General features: G+C 67.9%; 16 protein-coding genes. 4 read left to right on the top strand and 12 right to left on the bottom strand.

From position 1 onward, the window contains the following. Positions 1-107 precede the first annotated feature (107 nt). The 6 genes from A5646_RS14375 to A5646_RS14355 form a co-directional block, all read right to left on the bottom strand. On the bottom strand, positions 108-1,808 hold the full coding sequence (locus tag A5646_RS14375; protein ID WP_197505196.1) for a thiamine pyrophosphate-dependent enzyme: 1,701 nt from the start codon (positions 1,806-1,808) through the stop codon (positions 108-110). A 228-nt stretch (positions 1,809-2,036) separates the two neighbouring features. Then, entirely contained in the window at positions 2,037-2,486 is a 450-nt protein-coding gene (locus tag A5646_RS28140; protein ID WP_067179263.1) for a nitroreductase family deazaflavin-dependent oxidoreductase, read from the bottom strand. Between the two features lie 96 nt (positions 2,487-2,582). Next, the gene (locus tag A5646_RS14370; RefSeq protein ID WP_197505195.1) at positions 2,583-3,263 is read right to left on the bottom strand and encodes a helix-turn-helix domain-containing protein; all 681 of its coding nucleotides are present in this window, start codon (positions 3,261-3,263) and stop codon (positions 2,583-2,585) included. A 201-nt stretch (positions 3,264-3,464) separates the two neighbouring features. Then, positions 3,465-4,232, bottom strand: a complete 768-nt coding sequence (locus A5646_RS14365) for a helix-turn-helix domain-containing protein (protein ID WP_156765605.1) — start codon at positions 4,230-4,232, stop codon at positions 3,465-3,467. 115 nt (positions 4,233-4,347) lie between these two features. Beyond that, on the bottom strand, positions 4,348-7,329 hold the full coding sequence (locus A5646_RS14360) for a UPF0182 family protein (protein WP_066871149.1): 2,982 nt from the start codon (positions 7,327-7,329) through the stop codon (positions 4,348-4,350). Positions 7,330-7,403: 74 nt separating this feature from the next. Beyond that, on the bottom strand, positions 7,404-8,426 hold the full coding sequence (locus tag A5646_RS14355; protein WP_067022209.1) for a PDZ domain-containing protein: 1,023 nt from the start codon (positions 8,424-8,426) through the stop codon (positions 7,404-7,406). 104 nt (positions 8,427-8,530) lie between these two features. Here A5646_RS14355 and A5646_RS14350 point away from each other — a divergent pair, with 104 nt between their 5' ends. The 3 genes from A5646_RS14350 (at position 8,531) to A5646_RS14340 (ending at position 12,308) form a co-directional block, all read left to right on the top strand. Continuing rightward, positions 8,531-9,931, top strand: coding sequence for a zinc-dependent metalloprotease (locus A5646_RS14350; RefSeq protein ID WP_197505194.1), 1,401 nt, complete (start codon positions 8,531-8,533; stop codon positions 9,929-9,931). A gap of 36 nt (positions 9,932-9,967) precedes the next feature. Then, positions 9,968-10,834 carry a cyclodehydratase gene (locus tag A5646_RS14345; protein WP_067022205.1) on the top strand — a complete coding sequence of 289 codons (867 nt, stop codon included), beginning with the start codon at positions 9,968-9,970 and terminating at the stop codon, positions 10,832-10,834. 130 nt (positions 10,835-10,964) lie between these two features. Beyond that, positions 10,965-12,308 carry an AarF/ABC1/UbiB kinase family protein gene (locus tag A5646_RS14340; protein WP_067022215.1) on the top strand — a complete coding sequence of 448 codons (1,344 nt, stop codon included), beginning with the start codon at positions 10,965-10,967 and terminating at the stop codon, positions 12,306-12,308. A 10-nt stretch (positions 12,309-12,318) separates the two neighbouring features. Here A5646_RS14340 and A5646_RS14335 read toward each other — a convergent pair whose 3' ends face one another. From A5646_RS14335 to A5646_RS14330, 3 genes are all read right to left on the bottom strand, one after another. Next, positions 12,319-12,582: a WhiB family transcriptional regulator gene (locus A5646_RS14335; RefSeq protein WP_066871160.1), complete on the bottom strand. Its 264-nt coding sequence runs from the start codon at positions 12,580-12,582 to the stop codon at positions 12,319-12,321. 146 nt (positions 12,583-12,728) lie between these two features. Next, the gene (locus A5646_RS29455; protein WP_197497901.1) at positions 12,729-12,887 is read right to left on the bottom strand and encodes a hypothetical protein; all 159 of its coding nucleotides are present in this window, start codon (positions 12,885-12,887) and stop codon (positions 12,729-12,731) included. 114 nt (positions 12,888-13,001) lie between these two features. Further along, positions 13,002-15,113 carry an ATP-dependent DNA helicase UvrD2 gene (locus tag A5646_RS14330; protein ID WP_197497900.1) on the bottom strand — a complete coding sequence of 704 codons (2,112 nt, stop codon included), beginning with the start codon at positions 15,111-15,113 and terminating at the stop codon, positions 13,002-13,004. A 374-nt stretch (positions 15,114-15,487) separates the two neighbouring features. Between A5646_RS14330 and mrx1 the strand changes: the two genes are divergently transcribed. Further along, positions 15,488-15,742, top strand: coding sequence for a mycoredoxin Mrx1 (mrx1, locus tag A5646_RS14325; protein WP_066871166.1), 255 nt, complete (start codon positions 15,488-15,490; stop codon positions 15,740-15,742). A gap of 6 nt (positions 15,743-15,748) precedes the next feature. Here mrx1 and nudC read toward each other — a convergent pair whose 3' ends face one another. The 3 genes from nudC to A5646_RS14310 all read right to left on the bottom strand — a co-directional run. After that, positions 15,749-16,681 (bottom strand): NAD(+) diphosphatase, encoded by a 933-nt coding sequence (nudC, locus tag A5646_RS14320; protein ID WP_066871169.1) that lies wholly within the window; start codon positions 16,679-16,681, stop codon positions 15,749-15,751. Next, on the bottom strand, positions 16,681-17,751 hold the full coding sequence (locus tag A5646_RS14315) for a TrkA family potassium uptake protein (protein WP_067022202.1): 1,071 nt from the start codon (positions 17,749-17,751) through the stop codon (positions 16,681-16,683). Before A5646_RS14315 ends, nudC begins: the two co-directional genes overlap by 1 nt. Before the next feature lie 94 nt (positions 17,752-17,845). Then, positions 17,846-18,639, bottom strand: a 794-nt coding sequence (locus tag A5646_RS14310) for a PD-(D/E)XK nuclease family protein (protein ID WP_197505193.1), incomplete at its 5' end; no start/stop codon positions are given.

Below are 18,639 nucleotides of genomic sequence, written 5' to 3'. Positions count from 1 at the left end.
TCCAGATCAACGGCGCAGCACCGGGGACCCGCACTTGCGTGGCATTGATCGCTCTCGTCAGGTCGGCGGCGGCCGCGGATATCACAGCGGGGGTGGTCATCTATCTCCTACGGGTTGACGACGACGTCCAGCAAGAACGTCCGCCCTGATGCGACGGCTTCGAGCGCCCGCTGCACGGCCACGGCCAGCTCATCGAATTTCTGCACGCGTTCGCCCATGCCGCCATACGCTTCGGCCTGCTTCACGTAGTCGGGCATCGGTTCAATGGTGTTGCCGACGAAGTTCTGTTCGCGGACGGCCGCGCTATCCGGGTAGTACCTGACGAGGTTTCGGATCTGGGATGCGTACTGCCGGTTATTGCACAGCACGATGAGCAGCGAAACTCCGTATTCCTGTGCGAATCCCAGCGCAGCCGGCACGGGATTGTAGTGCCACGCTCCGTCACCGAGGATGCAGACGACCACTTGCTGCGGGCGCGCGAGCTTGACGCCGAGTGCGGTGCCCAGGCCGGTGCCCAGTGCTCCTGCCCAACCGCGATACTGCTCGAAAAGTTTACGGGCGTACAGGAATTGAATCATTTGCGGCACTTGAGACGTGATCTCATCGACACAGATCGCGTCGTCGGGAAGTGCGTCGTGCAACGCGCCGAACAAGTCGGCGGCACACACGAAATCGGTTGCCTGCAACGCTAGTTGGCGAGCTTCTTCGATTCCCTTGGCGCGCACGCCGTCCGTGTAGCGCGTCCACCGCTCGTCGGCGTCGTGCCGAACGGCCGATCGCGTTTGTAGATTGGCAGCGAGCGCAACCAGATTGATCGACACATTCCCCGGGATCGCGTGAGTGATGGGGTAGCCCCAATAGGCACCGCGCGGGCGCAGCGGGTCTTGTTCGAGGTGAATGACCGCGCACCCTGGGCGTAACGCCGCCTGCGGCGGATGCCACGGTCCATTGCAGCCGGCCAACAGCACGGCATCGGCTTCACCCAGCACCGCTTCCACCGGCCCCGCCCCGTACAGGGGGTGTGACCGCGGAAAGTTGTGATAGGCGGGATTCCAGAATTCGAAGACGGGCGCCGACAGCGCCTCGGCGATGCCTATCAGGGCGTTGCGGTCGGCGTCGGTGCGCCCGCCGTGTTCGGTGACGATGATCGGGTTTGTCGCGCGCATGAGAAGTCCGGCCACCCGGTCGATATGTTCTGGTGTCGCGACATTCGGTGCAGCGGGAACCCACGGGGGGACCTCGGGGTGACCCTCGCCCAGCAACAGCTGAAACGGTATCTCCAACAGCGTCGGGCCGAGCGGGACGGACTCGGCGATGAAGCGGGCGCGCCGGAGTTCGTGAACCAGATCGAACGGCGTGCGCGCTCGCTTCGCCCACTTGACGACGACTTCGGCGTTGCGCGCCGGGCCGGCATGGTCGGTCAGCAGTGCGGGCCATTCGGCACCGGGATCGCCGTCGGGGTCATCACCATAGCTGAGCGTGTCGGGCGACAGTGCCGTCATCGGTGTGCGCTCCTGCAGCGCCGTGCTCAGCGCCATCGACGCGTTTTGAACTCCCAACGATGTCGGCAAGAAGACGATCTGGCTTCGGCCGGTGGCCTTGTAGTAACCCGATGCCAGGCTCACCGCCAACAGCTCATGGCGACAGCGGAAGTACCGCAGCCTCATCTCGTTGCCGCGCCGGGCAAGCACTTCCCAGATCGGCGCCATCACGGCGATGGGAGAGGCGAAAATGCAGTCCACGCCCTGGGATTCCAAATGATCCAGCAGTACTTCTGCGCCATTCTTGGCGCCATGAGCGCGTGTCACACGAGTGACGCTAGGAAGCGACGAGGCCAACTGCGAGCCCGCGCCCACTGGGTGGGTTTTGCTAGCTGATCAGTGATTCACGGTTAGGCGCTTCTGATTTGAGGGCTAGTGTGCTGTGCGATCAGCTCGCCGACCATCCACACGCCGAAGGCGGTGCCGGGTTCATCGCCGCATCTACCTGTCACGCACCGGATGGCAGCTGCCGGCCAAAGAGCTGCGGTAAGCCCTTCAGGCGGGGGTTAACGCGATAACCGGGATGGGCCGCGATGTTCGGCTCTGGTAGCCGGTGTATCGGTTCGCGTTGTTTGTATTGACGATCTCCCACAGCCGAGCGTAGCCGGCGTCACCGGGTGCGACTCTGCGTGCTGTCACCGCGAATCGTATTGGCCCCACGTTTATTTCGCAGTCCGGCTGGTTCCGTAGGTTGTGGTACCAGCCCGGATGCTTATCGCTACCACCGAAGGACGCGACGACCAGATACGAGTCGCCGTCCTTGGCGTAGGTCAGTGCATTACTGCGCTGCTGACCGGTCTTCGCGCCCGTGGTGTGTAACAGCAAACAGGGTGGCATGCCTGGCATCCGGTGGCCGATCCGACCGTCGGTCCTCCGATAGACCATGCCATGAAGGCGCAGCAGCGGTAGGAGCACCAGTTGCTCCGCCGGAGTCATATTGCTCATGAGCAGTTTGCGCCTGTCATGCCCGCGACGTTAGGAAACCACGCGACGGGCGGCAAACCTGGGCCCACTGAGTGGGTTTTCGCGCCTGGCACCGTTTCACGGGTTGCGAAGGAGGCTGACGATGCGGCTGCCGGTAGCCCTGGTGGCAGCCAGCAGTCCCAGCGGAGGCCGGCGTTGCGCGATGAGCGCCGAAACGGCAGCCGCCGCGTTGTCGCCGAGAGGAATTGCTATGGCAACGCAGCTGAGATCCGCCAGCACCCCGCCGGCATCCACTATGGGGGCGCGGCCCAACTCGGTGTAAGCCCGCGCAGTCGCCGTACCTGGCGGCACCCGAGCCCCGGGTTCGGCTGTGAATCCCACCGGAATCCGAGCGTCCACCACGTCCAGGTACACCACCTCGCCACCGATCAGCGCAGACAACTGAACCGCAGCCCCAGTGGCGCTTGCCAGCTCGGCGATCGGCCGACGGGCGGCCACCCGCAATCGACGCTCCGGACTCACCCGCGAACCCAACCCCAACAGGCTCGCGCCCAACCGATACCGGCTGCCTTCGCGACTGACCGCCCCGACCGCGATCAACTGCTGCAACAGTCGACGGACCGTCTCGCGCGGGATCCCGCTCACATTCGCCAAATCCAGCAGCCGCACCGGCTCCAACGCAGCCACCAGCTCCAGCAGTTCAAATGCGCTCTGGAGAACCCCGCGGCCGTCGTTAGGAAACGAGCCGTCCACAACCCGACGGAGCATCGCCATCGCCCAGACCAGGCCGCTTGGCAACCGGTCGCCTTGACCAGACTCCATGCCGGCGGCCCGAAATCAGCACATACGTCAACCCCTCGTTCAAGGTATGCCTTTCGCTGTCAAGGATCCGAAGGTAGTACCGGACCGGTGTGTGGCCGCCACGGCTATGACGTTAAGAAGCCGCGGGACAAGCGGCCAATCTGTGCCCACTCAGTGGGTTTTCTCGCTGATAGCAATTCACGGTGTACGAAGGAGCCCGGCGATACGGACACCGGTGGCCCTGGTGGCAGCGAGCAGCCCGAGCGGCGGCCGCGGTCGCGGGACAAGCGTCGACACAGCTGCCACAGCGCCGTTGCCCAAAGGAATGGTTACCGCGACACAGCTCATACCCTTGATAACCTCGCCGGTGTCCACTATTGGTGCGGTAAAACCCAATTCGGTGTGGGCTCGTGCGGCTGCGCATCTAGGTGGTACCCGGGCCCCCGGTTGGGCGACCACTCCGAACGGAACGCGAGCGTCCACCGTGTCCAGGTACACCACCTCGCCACCGATCAGCGCAGACAACTGAACCGCAGCCCCAGTGGCGCTTGCCAGCTCGGCGATCGGCCGACGGGCGGCCACCCGCAATCGACGCTCCGGACTCACCCGCGAACCCAACCCCAACAGGCTCGCGCCCAACCGATACCGGCTGCCTTCGCGACTGACCGCCCCGACCGCGATCAACTGCTGCAACAGTCGACGGACCGTCTCCCGCGGGATCCCGCTCACATTCGCCAAATCCAGCAGCCGCACCGGCTCCAACGCAGCCACCAGCTCCAGCAGTTCAAATGCGCTCTCGAGGACCCCGCGGCCGTCGTTGCGAAGCGAACCGCCCGCCGCGCCCACCCGCCTATCACGGGCGGTCATGCGATCCACCGTTGGCCCACCATCGACCCCTTTGAGGTTGCTGTTGCCGACTGCAACGGCGAGCACGTGCGATCTATGCCCGGTGCCGAAAAGCAACAACAGCCTGCTCAGAATGTCGTCGACGAGGTTATCCCCGAAGCAGCATGGGGCAGAAGTGTTCCATTACCCCGGGCAGCAGCCTTTGCGAGATGCGCTTCGCCGGCGCGCGTCCGACCTACTTGGTGTTGTTGTACTTGGTGATCGCGTCGTCCAGGCGCTGCAACGCCGCACCGTAGCCGGCGAAATCGCCCTTCTTCTGCGCGTCCTTGGCCGCGCCGAGGGCCGCCTGAATCTCTTGCAGGGCAGCCGATTTCGCCGGGGACAGGGTCACCGAACCGTCGGCGACCGGCGGTGCGGCCACCGGCGGCGCCGAACCCGGTGTCACGGCCGGCGGCGGCGTGTTGGCCGGCGGACTGGCGGCGGGCGTGCCAGACTCGGTGGGCTGGATGCCCGTCGCCGCCGCGCCCGCACCCGGACCGAACAGCCCCGTCAGGGCGTCCCGCACCGTGGGGCCGTACCCGATCTTGTCGTTGTACATCATCGCCACCCGGATGAGCCGCGGATACGACGACGCCGCATCGCTGGCCCCCGGGGACGCATACACGGGTTCGACGTAGAGCAGCCCGCCCTGGCCCACCGGCAGGGTGAGCAAGTTGCCCCACCGGATCCGGTTCTGGTTGTCACGCCCGATCACACCGAGGTCCTGGGACACCGCCGGATCGGTGGTGATCGCGTTGTTGGCCAGCTTGGGCCCGTTGACCTGACCCGGGATGGTCAGCACAGTGATCCGGCCGTACGTCGCCGGGTCGGAGCTGGCGCTGATGTAGGCGGCCAGATAGTCGCGCTTGAATCTGTTCATCGCGCTGGTCAGCTGATACGACGCCGTATTGTCGTTCTTCGCAATGTTTTTCGCGACGATGTAGTACGGCGGCTGGTAGCTGCTGGCCGTCGGGTTCGGATCTAGCGGCACGTCCCAGAAATCCGACGTGGAGAAGAACGTCACCGGATCGTTGACGTGATATTTCGCCAGCAACATCCGCTGCACCTTGAACAGGTCCTCGGGATAGCGCAGGTGCTCGGCCAGCTCCGGGCTGATATCGCTCTTGGGCTTGACCGTGCCCGGGAAGACCTGCATCCACGCCTTGAGCACCGGATCCTGCTCGTCCTGCTGGTACAGCGTGACGGTGCCGTCGTAGGCGTCCACGGTCGCCTTGACCGAGTTGCGGATGTAGGAGACCCGCTTGTCGGGTGCCAGCCTGTTGAACGCCACCTCGTTGGAGTCCGCGGTCGCCGACTCCAACGACGTGAGTTCGGAATACGGGTAATTGTCCAGCGTGGTGTAGCCGTCGATGATCCACACCAGTCGCTTGTTCACGATCGCCGGATACACCGCGCTGTCGGTGGTCAGCCACGGCGCCACCGCCTCCACCCGCCGCGCCGGGTCACGGTTGAACAGGATCCTGCTGTTGGAGCCGATCACGTTGGAGAACAAGAAGTTTCGCTCGGCAAATTTCGCGGCGAACACGCTGCGCGACAGCCAGTCGCCGATCGGGACGCCGCCGAGCCCGGTGTAGGTGTAGTTCTTGGTCTCGTTGCTGGTCTCGTAGTCGTATTCGCGGTCGGTGCCGTTGCGACCGACGATCGCGTAGTCGGCCGACGTGTTGGCGATGACCGGCCCGAAATAGACGCGCGGCTGGTCGAGCTGCGCCGGGCCGTCGGAGACCACCCCGCCGTTAGCGCCGACGACGTTGACCAGGAATTCAGGGTAGCCGCCATTCTGGTTGGGGTCGTTGGCGATTCCGCGCACCGTGTTGGCCGGCGACGCGATGAAGCCGTTGCCGTGGGTGTACACGGTGTGCCGGTTGATCCAGTCGCGCTGATTGTCGATCAGCCGGTCGGGGTTGAGTTCGCGGGCCGCCACGACGTAGTCACGCAGGGCCCCGGTGCGGTCCTGGTACCTGTCGATGGAGAGCTGGTCGGGGAAGTAGTAGAAGTTCTTGCCCTGCTGGAACTGGGTGAACGCCGGGCTGACGATCGTCGGGTCGAGCAGCCGGATGTTCGATGTGGTGGCCCGGTCGTCGGCGACCTGCTGGGCGGTGGCCCCCGCGTCGCCGGTGTAGTTGCGGTAGGTGACCTGGTCAGACGTCAGACCGTAGGCTTGCCGCGTCGCGGCGATGCTGCGGCTGATGTATTCGCTTTCCTTTTGCGCGGCATTGGGTTTGACGCTGATCTGCTCGACGATCAGCGGCCATCCCGCCCCCACGATCAGCGACGACAGCAGCAACAGGACCACACCGATCGCGGGAATCCGCAAATCCCTGAGCACGATCGCCGAGAACACCGCGCCCGCGCAGATCAGCGCGATGGCCATCAGGATCAGCTTGGCCGGCAGCACCGCGTTGATGTCGGTGTAGCCGGCGCCGGTGAAGGGCTTGCCGCCGCGGGTGTGCGACAACAACTCATAGCGGTCCAACCAGTAGGCGATGGCCTTGAGCAGCACCAGCACCCCGACCAGGGTGACCAGCTGGATTCGCGCCGACCGGCTCAGCGCCCCGGTGCGGCCGGACAGCCGAATGCCGCCGAAGATGTAGTGGGCCAACAGGTTCGCCACGAAGGCCAGGAACACCGCGACGAACAGGTAGGACAGCAGCAGCCGGTAGAACGGCAGCTCGAACGCGTAGAAACCGAGGTCCTTGCCGAACTGCGGGTCCCGGATGCCGAAATCGCCGCCGTGCAAGAACAGTTGGATTCGCACCCAATAGCTCTGGGCGACGATGCCGGCCAGCAGGCCGACCGCCACCGGGATACCGGCGCTCACCAGTCGTAGCCGCGACAGCACCAGGGCGCGGTAGCGCGCCACCGGGTCGTTGTCGTTGCTCGGCACGAACACCGGGCGGGTGCGGTAGGCCACCGCCAGCCCGGCGAACACGATGCCGCCCACCAGCAGGCCGGCGATCAAAAACACCACGAACCGGGTGACCAGCACGGTGGAGAACACCGAGCGATACCCGAGCTCGCCGAACCACAGCCAGTCGACGTATGCGTCGATCAGCCGCGGACCCGCGAGCAGCAAAGCGATCACACCCAGTGCGATCAGGATCAGAATCCGGCTACGCCGAGTCAGCTTCGGCATCCGTGCGGTGGGCCGCATCCCCACTGGCTACGCTCCCTGATCGATTGCTAGACGGTGACAACTCTACGCATGACACAACCCGTGATCGCCGGGCTTCGCTAGCAGCTTGGCGCCTGCCCACCCGAACCGATCGCGTGCAACGCATCCACTGCCTGGCCGAGCGTCTCGACCTTGACCAACCGCAGGCCGGACGGATTGTCCGAGCTGGCCTCGTAACAGTTCTTGGCCGGCACCAGAAACACCGTGGCCCCGGCCGCGTGCGCGGCGACCATCTTGTGGGTGATGCCGCCGATCTGGCCGACCTTGCCGTCCGACGAAATGGTTCCGGTCCCGGCGATGAAATTCGACTTGGCCAGGTCCCCGGTGGTCAGTTTGTCGACCACCGCGAGGCTGAACATGAGCCCGGCCGACGGCCCGCCCACGTTGGCCAGGTTGAAGTCGACGGTGAACGGCGCCCACGGCGCGTCGAGCACCGCGACGCCCAGGAAGCCGTAGTCGCGGTCCTTATTGGCACCCAGGGTGATCTGCGCCACACCGGCCGGCTCGTTCTTGCGGCGGTAATCGATCGTCACGACCTGGCCGGGCTTGGTGTTCTTCAGCAACCCGGTGAACTCCTCGACGGTGGCCACTGGGACGCCGTTAACCGCGTCGATGGCGTCACCGGTCTTCAGCTTGCCCGCCGAGGGGCCCGGCTCGGGGACCTTGGCGACGGTGACCGCCGCCGGGTACTTGAGGTAACCCAGGGCGGCATAGGCGGCGCTGTCCTCGGATTGCTTGAAGTCGGCGTTGTTGGCCTTGTCGACCTCCTCGCGCGACTTACCGGGCGGATAGATCAGGTCGCGCGGTACCAGCTGCTCGGTGTCCGAAAGCCACAGCGTCAGCGCCTCGCCCAGCGTCAGGGCGTCGCGCTGGGACACCGTCGTCATATTGAGGTGCCCGGTAGTCGGATGCGTCTGGGTGCCCTCGATCGCCACCACCTGCTTGCCGTCGACCTCGCCGAGCGTGTCGAAGGTGGGGCCGGGCCCCAGCGACACGAACGGCACCGTCACCACGGCCAGCAACACGCCGAACACCACGATCGGCACCAGCGCGACCACCAAGGTCAGGATGCGCCTGTTCACGCCGATCAGACTAGACGGCGGGTGCCGCGCGGTGTTCAGCCACGACGTCGGGTCAGCCTGGTTCAGCTACAAGTTGACCCGAGGTCGCGCCGCCTGACCTAGCGGTGAGTACCGTTGAGGGTATGGCTGACCTGCCTTTCGGGTTCTCCTCGGGAGACTCTGGAGACGACCCCGACAAACGCGGGAAGAAAGATCCCGAATCGGGCTCGAACCCGTCTGACCCGTTCGCTGCCTTCGGCATGAGCGGTGAATTCGGCATGGGCGACTTGGGGCAGATCTTCACCCAACTCGGCCAGATGTTTTCCAGCGCGGGCACTGTCGGGCCCGCCGGAACCGGCTCCGGGCCGGTGAACTACGACTTGGCGCGCCGCGTCGCGACGAATTCGATCGGCTTTGTGGCGCCGATCCCGGACACCACCAACTCGGCGATCGCCGACGCGGTGCATCTGGCCGAAACCTGGCTGGACGGGGCCACGGCGCTGCCGGCGGGCACCACCAAGGCGGTGGGCTGGACGCCCGGCGACTGGGTCGAGAACACCTTGGAGACCTGGAAGCGGCTGTGCGACCCGATGGCACAACAGATTTCGACGGTGTGGGCGGCGTCGCTGCCCGAGGAGGCCAAGAGCATGGCCGGCCCGCTGCTGCAGATGATGTCGCAGATGGGTGGCATGGCGTTCGGCTCGCAGCTCGGACAGGCGCTGGGCCGACTGTCCCGCGAGGTGCTGACCTCCACCGACATCGGTCTACCCTTGGGGCCCAAGGGAATTGCCGCGGTAATGCCCGACGCCGTCGAATCGTTCGCCACCGGACTGGAGCGGCCGCGCAGCGAGGTCCTGACCTTCCTGGCCGCGCGGGAGGCCGCCCACCACCGGCTGTTCAGTCACGTGCCGTGGCTGTCGAGCCAACTGCTCGGCGCCGTCGAGGCCTACGCCATGGGCATGCAGATCGACATGTCCGGAATCGAGGAACTGGCGCGCGACTTCAATCCGGCGTCGCTGTCGGATCCGGCGGCCATCGAAAACCTGCTCGGGCAGGGCGTTTTCGAGCCCAAGGCCACTCCGGCCCAGACGCAGGCGCTCGAACGGCTGGAGACACTGCTCGCCCTCATCGAGGGCTGGGTGCAGGTGGTGGTGGCCGGGGCGCTGGGCGACCGGATCCCTGGTGCGGCCGCGCTGGGCGAGACGATGCGGCGCCGCCGGGCCAGCAGCGGCCCGGCCGAGCAGACCTTTGCCACGCTGGTCGGGCTGGAGCTGCGGCCCCGCAAGATGCGTGAGGCCGCGGCGTTCTGGGAGCGCCTGACCGAGGCCGCCGGGGTCGACACCCGCGACGGCATCTGGCAACACCCGGATCTGCTGCCCGACGCCGAGGACCTCGACGAGCCGGCGGGCTTCATCGACCGAGTCATCGGCGGCGACACCAGCGGCATCGACGAGGCCATCGCCAAACTCGAGCGCGAGGGCCAAGGCCCCGACGGCCCGCCCGACGGCGGCTCTGTGGATAACTGAGCGGGACCGTCGCCGCGCGCGTGACACAGTGACGCCGTGACGCAGCGGCGCCCGGCCACGCTTTCCACCTACGCGCTGGATCCAGCGCTGCCGGTGCTGCTGCGGCCCGACGGCGCGGTCCAGGTGGGCTGGGATCCGCGACGCGCGGTGCTGGTCCGCCCGCCGGGCGGCCTGGCCGCCGCCGAGCTGGCCACCCTGTTGCGGTCGATGTGGTCACCCACCCCGCTCCCGGAGTTGCAGCGCCGCGCGCTCGACCGCGGGCTGACCGACGCCGACGGTCTGCGAAACCTGGTCGCGCAGTTGGTCGGTGCCGGCGTGGCCACCGAATGCGGGCGGCCGCGCGAGCGGGCGGCCTCGGTGCGGATCCACGGCCGCGGGCCGCTCTCGGAGCTGCTGGTGGAGACCTTGCGCTGTTCGGGCGCGCGGATCGCGCACAGCAGCCAACCGCACGCCGCGGTGTCGGCCCACGACGTCGATCTGGTGGTGCTGTCGGACTTCCTCGTCGCCGACCCGCGCATGGTGCGCGATCTGCACAGCCAGGGCGTCGCCCACCTGTTGGTGCGGGTGCGCGACGGCATCGGGCTGGTAGGTCCGCTGGTGATCCCCGGGGTGACCAGCTGCCTGGGCTGCGCGGACCTGCACCGCCGGGACCGCGACGCCGCCTGGCCGGCGATCTGCGCGCAGCTGCGCGAAACCGTCGGGGTCGCCGATCGGGCCACCGTGCTGGCAACGGCGGCGCTGGCGCTGGCTCAGGTGAACCGGGTGATCGCGGCGGTGCACGGACGGGAGGCGGCGGCCGATCCCGACCCACCCCAGACGCTGAACGCGACCCTGGAATTCGATGTGCACTCCGGCGCGATCGTCACGCGGCACTGGGTCAAACACCCGCTGTGCTCATGCTGAATCGCGCCTACTTCCGTTGTGGCGCTTGGCCTTGCGGGCCGCGAACGACGGCCGATTGCTCGCCCTGACCTGCGTTTACGCAATGTGACAACGGCCGTTGTCGGCTTATCTCCACATCGCGGTGGCCATCATGGATGATGGATACGTGGCAGACATCAAAAGGGGCCGCGCTGCGCGCAACGCGAAGCTGGCCAGCATTCCCGTCGGGTTCGCCGGCCGGGCAGCGATCGGATTCGGTAAGCGGCTGACCGGAAAGTCCAGGGACGAGGTCCAGGCCGAGATCCTGGAAAAGGCCGCCCACCAGCTGTTCACCGTGCTGGGCGAACTCAAGGGCGGCGCAATGAAGGTGGGCCAGGCGCTGTCGGTGCTCGAGGCCGCGGTCCCCGAGGAATTCGGCGAGCCGTACCGCGAAGCGCTGACCAAGCTGCAAAAGGACGCCCCGCCGCTGCCCGCCGCCAAGGTGCACCGGGTGCTCGATGCCCAGCTGGGCACCAAATGGCGCGAACGGTTCAGCTCGTTCGACGACACCCCGGTGGCGTCGGCCAGCATCGGCCAGGTCCACAAGGGCGTGTGGTCCGACGGCCGCGAGGTGGCGGTCAAGATCCAGTACCCCGGCGCCGACGAGGCACTGCGGGCCGACCTCAAGACCATGCAGCGCCTGGTCGGGGTGTTCAAGCAGCTCGCGCCGGGCGCCGACGTGCAGGGCGTGGTGGACGAGCTGATCGAGCGCACCGAAATGGAACTGGACTATCGGCTGGAGGCCGAGAATCAGCGCGCCTTCGCCAAGGCGTACCAGGACCACCCACACTTCGCGGTGCCACGCATCGTGGCCAGCGCGCCGAAGGTGGTGATCCAGGAGTGGATGCAGGGCACCCCGATGGCCGAGATCATCCGGCACGGCACCGTCGAGCAGCGCGACTTGATGGGCACCCGCCTGCTCGAGCTCACCTTCGACGCGCCGCGCCGGCTGGGGATGCTGCACGGCGACGCCCACCCCGGCAACTTCATGCTGCTGCCCGACGACCGCATGGGCGTGATCGACTTCGGCGCCGTCGCCGCGCTGCCCGACGGCCTGCCGATCGAACTCGGTATGAGCATCCGGTTGGCCCGCGACAAGAACTACGACGAGTTGTTGCCGACGATGGAGAAAGCCGGCTTCATCCAGAAGGGCCAGCAGGTGTCGGTGCGCGACATCGACGACATGCTGCGCCAGTACGTCGAACCCGTCGAGGTCGAGGTCTTCCACTACACCCGCAAGTGGCTGCAGAAGATGTCCGCCATCGAGATCGATCGGTCGGTGTCGCAGATCCGCACGGCCCGGCAGATGGATCTGCCGCCCAAGCTCGTCATCCCGATGCGGGTGATCATGTCGGTGGCTGCGATCCTGTGTCAGCTCGACGCCCACGTGCCGATCAAGGCGCTGTCCGAAGAACTGGTGCCCGGTTTCGCCGAACCCGACAACGCGGTCATCTAGCCGCTGCGCCCTAGGCGGCGGCTCCGTCGTCTTTACGCGGGCGTCCGCGGGGCCGTTTGAAGCTCAGGACCGAGCCGCGGTCGATGATCTCGCCGCCCCACACGCCCCAGGGCTCGGCCCGTTCCAGTGCGGCCGCCAGGCACTGGCGGCGGACCGGGCAGCCGGTGCACAGCGTCTTGGCCCGCTCGAGATCGGCCGGGGTGTCGGCGAACCACAGGTCGGGATCTCCGACGTGACACGGCAGGGATTGTCTGGGGACTGTCGGTGCCGACATGTCCTACCACCTACTTCCTGATCTGGGTTGGGCGTCCGTGGGGAGTGATCCGGACCAGGTCAGGAAGTTGTTTGCGGAACAACTATGGCCACGGATCCTGGTGACTTCGGGTCCGTGGCCATCTGGGGAGAAAACCGGGCTGGTGCTTAGCTTGCCTTCGGTGGGCCCCCGACTTGTACGGACGCGTCGGTCGCGGCGGCGGCGCGATGCTTACGCGCGGCCGCCGAGGCGGCGTGTGCGGCATGGGTGGTGGCAGCGTCGAACGCCGCGCGGGCCACGCCTACACCGAAAGCGTCGTTGATCATCGTGGCCACCCCCTTCCCGTAATGCCGACTTCCGTGGTGCCGAGTTGTGCGCTTCGAGGGTAAACGGTCAGCACCGATGACCACAACCGATTTTCTGACCTGCGGGTTTACCGGTCAGCGGCCGCGGACCAGCTCCAGCACATCGGGCCCGTACTGTTCCAGTTTGCGTGCGCCGATGCCCGGGATCGCGATCAGCGCCTCTTCGTCGTCGGGCAGCAGCTCGGCGATGGCGATCAGCGTGTTGTCGGTGAAGACGACGTAGGCGGGTACCTTCTGCTCCTTGGCGATGTCCAGCCGCCAAGCCTTGAGCCGCAGCAACAGGTCCTCGTCGATGTCGGCGGCGCAGGTCTCGCAGCGCCGCAGCATGACCGCCGCCGGGGTGGTCAGGTTGTTGTTGCAGATCCGGCAGCGGGTCGCGGTGCCGCGGGTGCGCCGAGACTTGTTGGGCGCCGCGTCGGCCCGCGCCTGGGGTGCGATGCCGTTGAGGAACCGCGACGGCTTGCGCCCCTGGCGCCCGCCCGGGCTGCGGGCCAGCGCCCAGCTGAGCGCCAAATGCGTTCTGGCCCTGGTGATTCCGACGTAGAGCAGCCGGCGTTCCTCCTCGACCGCTTCGCTTTCTGCGCCGTGCGCCAACGCGTGCGAGATGGGCAGCGTGCCGTCGGCCAACCCGACCAGGAACACCGCGTCCCACTCGAGCCCCTTGGCCGCGTGCAGCGACGCCAGCGCGACGCCTTGCACCACCGGTGCGTGCCGGGCGTCGGCGCGCATCCGGAGTTCGGCCATCAGCCCGGGCAAGTCGAGCTGCGGACGCTGGGCGACTTCGTCGTCCACCAGCTCTGCCAAGGCGGTCAGCGCTTCCCAGCGCTCGCGGGCCCGGGTGCCCACCGGTTCCTCCGCCGTCAGCCCCAGCGGTTCCAGCACCGCGCGCACCACGTCGGGCAACGGGCCCGCTGGGCCATGCTCAGAGCCGCGCTCGGCCGCCCGGTGCAGCGCCAGCAGGGCCTGCTTGATCTCCTGGCGGTTGAAGAACCCCTCGCCACCGCGAACCTGATAGGCGATGCCGGCCTCGGTCAGCGCCTCCTCGTAGATCTCCGATTGCGCGTTGACCCGGTACAGCACCGCGATCTCCGACGGCGGGGTGCCGGATTCGATGAGCCGCTTGATCGATTTGGCGACCGCGGCGGCCTCGGCCGGTTCGTCGGGATGCTCGGAGAACGACGGCGCCGGGCCCGGCGCGCGCTGGCCCACCAGGTGCAGCTTGCTGCCCGCGACGCGGCCGCGCGCCGCGGCGATCACCTGGTTGGCCAACGACACCACCTGCGGGGTGGAGCGGTAGTCGCGCTCCAGGCGCACCACGGTGGCGTCGGGGAACCGGCGGGAGAAGTCGAGCAGGAACCGCGGCGAGGCCCCGGTGAACGAATAGATGGTCTGGTTGGCGTCGCCCACCACGGTCAGGTCGTCGCGATCGCCCAGCCACGCCGTCAGCACCCGCTGCTGCAATGGCGTGACGTCCTGGTACTCGTCGACCACGAAGCAGCGGTAGCGATCCCGGAACTCCTCGGCCACGGCGGGATCATTTTCGATCGCGGCGGCGGTGTGCAGCAGCAGGTCGTCGAAATCGAGCAGGGTGACGTTGTCGCCGCGGGATTTGAGCGCTTCGTAGGCGGCGTAGACGGTGGCGACCCGCGCGGCGTCCAGCGGGATGTCGCGCGCCGCGGCGGCCACCGCGGCCGGGTATTCCTCCGGCCCGATCAGCGACGCCTTGGCCCACTCGATCTCGCCGGCCAGGTCGCGCACGTCGTCGGTGCTGGCGTTGATCCGGGCGCGGGCGGCCGCCCGGGCGACGACGGCGAATTTGCTGTCCAGCAGCTGCCAGCCGGTGTCGCCGACCACCCGCGGCCAGAAATACCGCAGCTGTCGGTGGGCGGCCGCGTGGAACGTCAGGGCCGAGACCGCGCCGACGGTGGTGTCCTCGCCCGCCGCGGCGTCGATCATCCGCAGCCTCGAGCGCATCTCCCCCGCCGCCCGCTGGGTGAACGTGACGGCCAGCACCTGGCCCGCCGCGACATGACCACTGGCGATCAACTGGGCGATGCGGTGCGTGATGGTGCGCGTCTTTCCCGTGCCGGCGCCGGCGAGCACGCAGACCGGGCCGCGGGGAGCCAGCACGGCTTCGCGCTGCTCGTCGTCCAGCCCGGCTGTCAAGGGATCGGCGACCGTCGGCATGGCGTCCATCTTGGCAGCGGTCGCCGACAAACCCGGCGCATCGCCACACCTTGATCGGCGGCCTGGCGTGTCGCCCCGGCGAGTCGCCGGATTCCGCGGTACCCCCGGCACGAAAATGCATCGTCGCCGGGCTACACCCGATCGCCCACTCCTCCGCATCCCACTTCACGGAATGCATCGTCGCCGGGCTACACCCGATCGCCCACTCCTCCGCATCCCGCGTCGCGGAATGCATCGTCGCCGGGCTACACCCAATCGCCCACTCCTCCGCATCCCGCGTCGCGGAATGCATCGTCGCCGGGCTACACCCAATCGCCCACTCCTCCGCATCCCGCGTCGCGGAATGCATCGTCGCCGGGCTACGTTAACCAGCTATGACCTCTGCCCCGCTCACCGTCTACACGACCTCCTGGTGTGGTTACTGCCACCGGCTCATGACGGTGCTCAAGTCCAACGGAATTCCCTACGAGGCGGTCGACATCGAGCACGACGCGGCGGCCGCTGATTTCGTCAGCTCGGTCAACGGCGGCAACAGGACGGTCCCGACGGTCAAGTTCGCCGACGGGTCGACGCTGACCAACCCGAGCGCCGCCGAGGTGAAGGCGAAGCTGGCCCAGACCGGGAGCTAGGCCCGCTCAGTCGATCGCGGCCCAGGATTCGATGATCACGCGGGCGATCGAGATCGACCCGGGCAGCAGCAGTTTCGACTCAGACGAGCTGGACCAGTCCCCCGCCGCGAGCGCGGCGCGCACCTCGTCGCGGGTGAACCAGGCCGCCTCGGCGATCTCGCCGTCGTTGAAGGAGAACTCTTCGGCCGGGTCGGCGACGGCGTGGAAACCGACCATCAGCGAGCGCGGGAACGGCCACGGCTGACTGCCCAGGTAGCGCACGTCGCGGACGGTCAGCCCGATCTCCTCGCGGATCTCGCGGGCGACGCACACCTCGAAAGACTCACCGGCCTCGACGAATCCGGCCAGCAGCGAGAACATCCGCTCCGGCCACACCGCCTGGCGGGCCAGCACCGCGCGGTCACCCCCGTCGTGGACCAGGCAGATCACCGCCGGGTCGATGCGCGGGAACTCCTCGCGACCGGTCACCGGGTTGATTCGTGCCCAACCCGCCCGGGCCGGCCGCGTCGGCGACCCGTCCTCGGGGCTGAAACGGGCCTTCTCATGCCAGTTCAGCAGCGCGACGGCCGCGGACACCAGCTGGCTGCTGGTGTCGTCGAAGATCGGGCCCAGGCTGCGCAGGTTCACCACCTCGGCGTGCGCGCCGGGATCGTCGGGGGCCTGCAGCGCGCCGCGGATGCCCCACACGTGCCGGCCGTCCTCCAGACGCCCCAGGAACACCGCCTCCGACGGCGGCTTGTCGCCGATTTCGGCGGCCGCGCCGAGCACCACCCGGCCGTTGGCGGCCAGCACCTGGTTGCGCGAATCCACCCGCAGCAGCGCCGCCTCCGCCCAGCCGGCGGTAGCGGCCTCGACATCGGTGCGCAGCTGATCGGCGCGGTCGGCGCCGACGCGCGACAGCAACGGGACGCTGCGCAGCTGAAAGTCCGCGATCGCCATCAGTGGTCGGCGTTTCGGATGTAGAGCAATCGGTCGTTGACCTCGATCGCATCCACCTCGGGCGCGCCGATGCGCAGCAGGTGGCCGTCGCGCACCACTCCGAGCACGATGTCGCGCAGGTGCCGCGGCGATCCGCCGACTTCGGTCTGCTCCACTTCTCGCTCGGCGATGGCCAGCCCGGCGTCGGGGGTCAGCAGGTCCTCGATCATGTCCACGACGCTGGGCGTGGTGGTGGCCAGCCCCAGGAGCCGGCCGGCGGTGGCCGAGGAGACCACCACCGAGTCGGCGCCGGACTGCTGCAGCAGGTGCTGATTCTCGGTCTCCCGGATCGAGGCGACGATCTTGGCGTTGGGTGCCAGCTCGCGCGCCGTCAGCGTCACCAGCACCGCGGTGTCGTCGCGGCTGGTGGCGACCACGATGGATGCCGCATGCTGGGCGCCGGCCAGCCGCAGCACATCGGCTTTGGTGGCGTCGCCGTGCAGGGTGACCAGGCCCGCGCTCTCGGCGTGCTCGAGCGTGCCCCGATCGGTGTCGACGACGACGACCTCGGCCTGGGCGGTCTCGTCACCGAGGATGGCGGCGACCGCCGTCTTTCCCTTGGTGCCGTAGCCGATCACGATGGTGTGGTTGCGCACTCTGCTCCTCCAACGCTGAATCTTCCACCCTTGGCGAGACCGCTCGGAGAGCACTTCGAGCGTGGTGCCGACCAGCACGGCCAGGAACGCGATCCGCAACGCGGTGAAGATCAGGGTGTGCACCAGGCGCGCGGTTTCGGTGTACGGCGTGATGTCGCCGTAACCGGTCGTCGACAGGGAGACCGCGGAGAAGTACACGCAGTCCAGAAACGTCAGCGGTTGGTTGCGCACGTCGCGGTAACCGGTGCGGTCCAGGTAGACGATGACCGCCGCGGCCAGCAGCACCACCAGCGCGATGGCCAGGCGACGGGTGATGACGCGGATCGGGCTCGCATGGTCCTCGGGGATGCGCACCACGCCGATCAGCTGGTGACCGCGCTGAGTGGTCAGGGTTTCGTCCAGACCGCTCAGCTTTCGGGACCTACCGTTGCCCACGGCGGCCCGTCACCGGCTGCACTTCTGCGCACGAGACACGCACGGGTCTTATGTAACCACGGCCACAGCGTCCCCAATACTCGGGCGGCGCAGGTCACACCCCGACGCGGCGGGCGCCGCCGGGATCCGACAGTAGGTCGGCGACCTCGGCGTCGCTCGGCAGCTCGTCGGGAACCACCGTGGCGCCGGCGCGCACGTAATAGAAGGCGGTGCGCACCGACGATTCGGGGACGCCGGCCAGCGCCGCCCAAGCCGAGCGATACACCGCGAGCTGAACGGCGGCCTGCCGCATCGCCTCCGGCCCGTGCGGCGGTTCACCGGTTTTCCAGTCGACCACGGTGGCCCCGCCATCGGGGTCGGCGAAGACCGCGTCGATGCGCCCTCGCACCAGCGTGTCACCGATCGGCATTTCGAACGGCACCTCCACGGCGACGGGAGTCCTTGCGGCCCAGGGCGATTCGGTGAACGCCCGCTGTAAGGCGGCCAGTTCCGCGCTGTCGCCGACGCCGGAATCCGCCGCGCCGGGCAGGTCACCCAGATCGAACAGGCACTCGGCGCCGTAGAACTTCTGCACCCATGCGTGAAAGGCATTGCCCAGCAACGCATGCGGTTCTGGACGCGACGGCAGCCGATGCCTCAGGCGCTGCGCCGTGCCCGCCGGGTCGCGCGCCAGGCCGACCAGGGAACTGACCGACAATTGGCCGGGCAGGGCGAGCGGCGGCGGCCGCACCAACCGGGCACGCTCGGCCAGCAGGGCATCGACATCGGCGGCCCAGCCGTCCACGTCGAGCCCGGTTTCGGTCGCACCGGCGCGCAGCGCCTGAGCCACCAGCGCCGCCCCGCGCTCGACGTCGTTGCGTCGCTCGGCTAGCGGGTCGGGTGGCCACA

This window comes from Mycobacterium sp. 1245499.0 (assembly GCF_001673615.1).
GTDB lineage: Bacteria > Actinomycetota > Actinomycetes > Mycobacteriales > Mycobacteriaceae > Mycobacterium > Mycobacterium europaeum_A.
The sequence above is the reverse complement of the archived record's forward strand: the minus strand, read 5'-3'. Positions and strand labels throughout refer to the sequence as shown.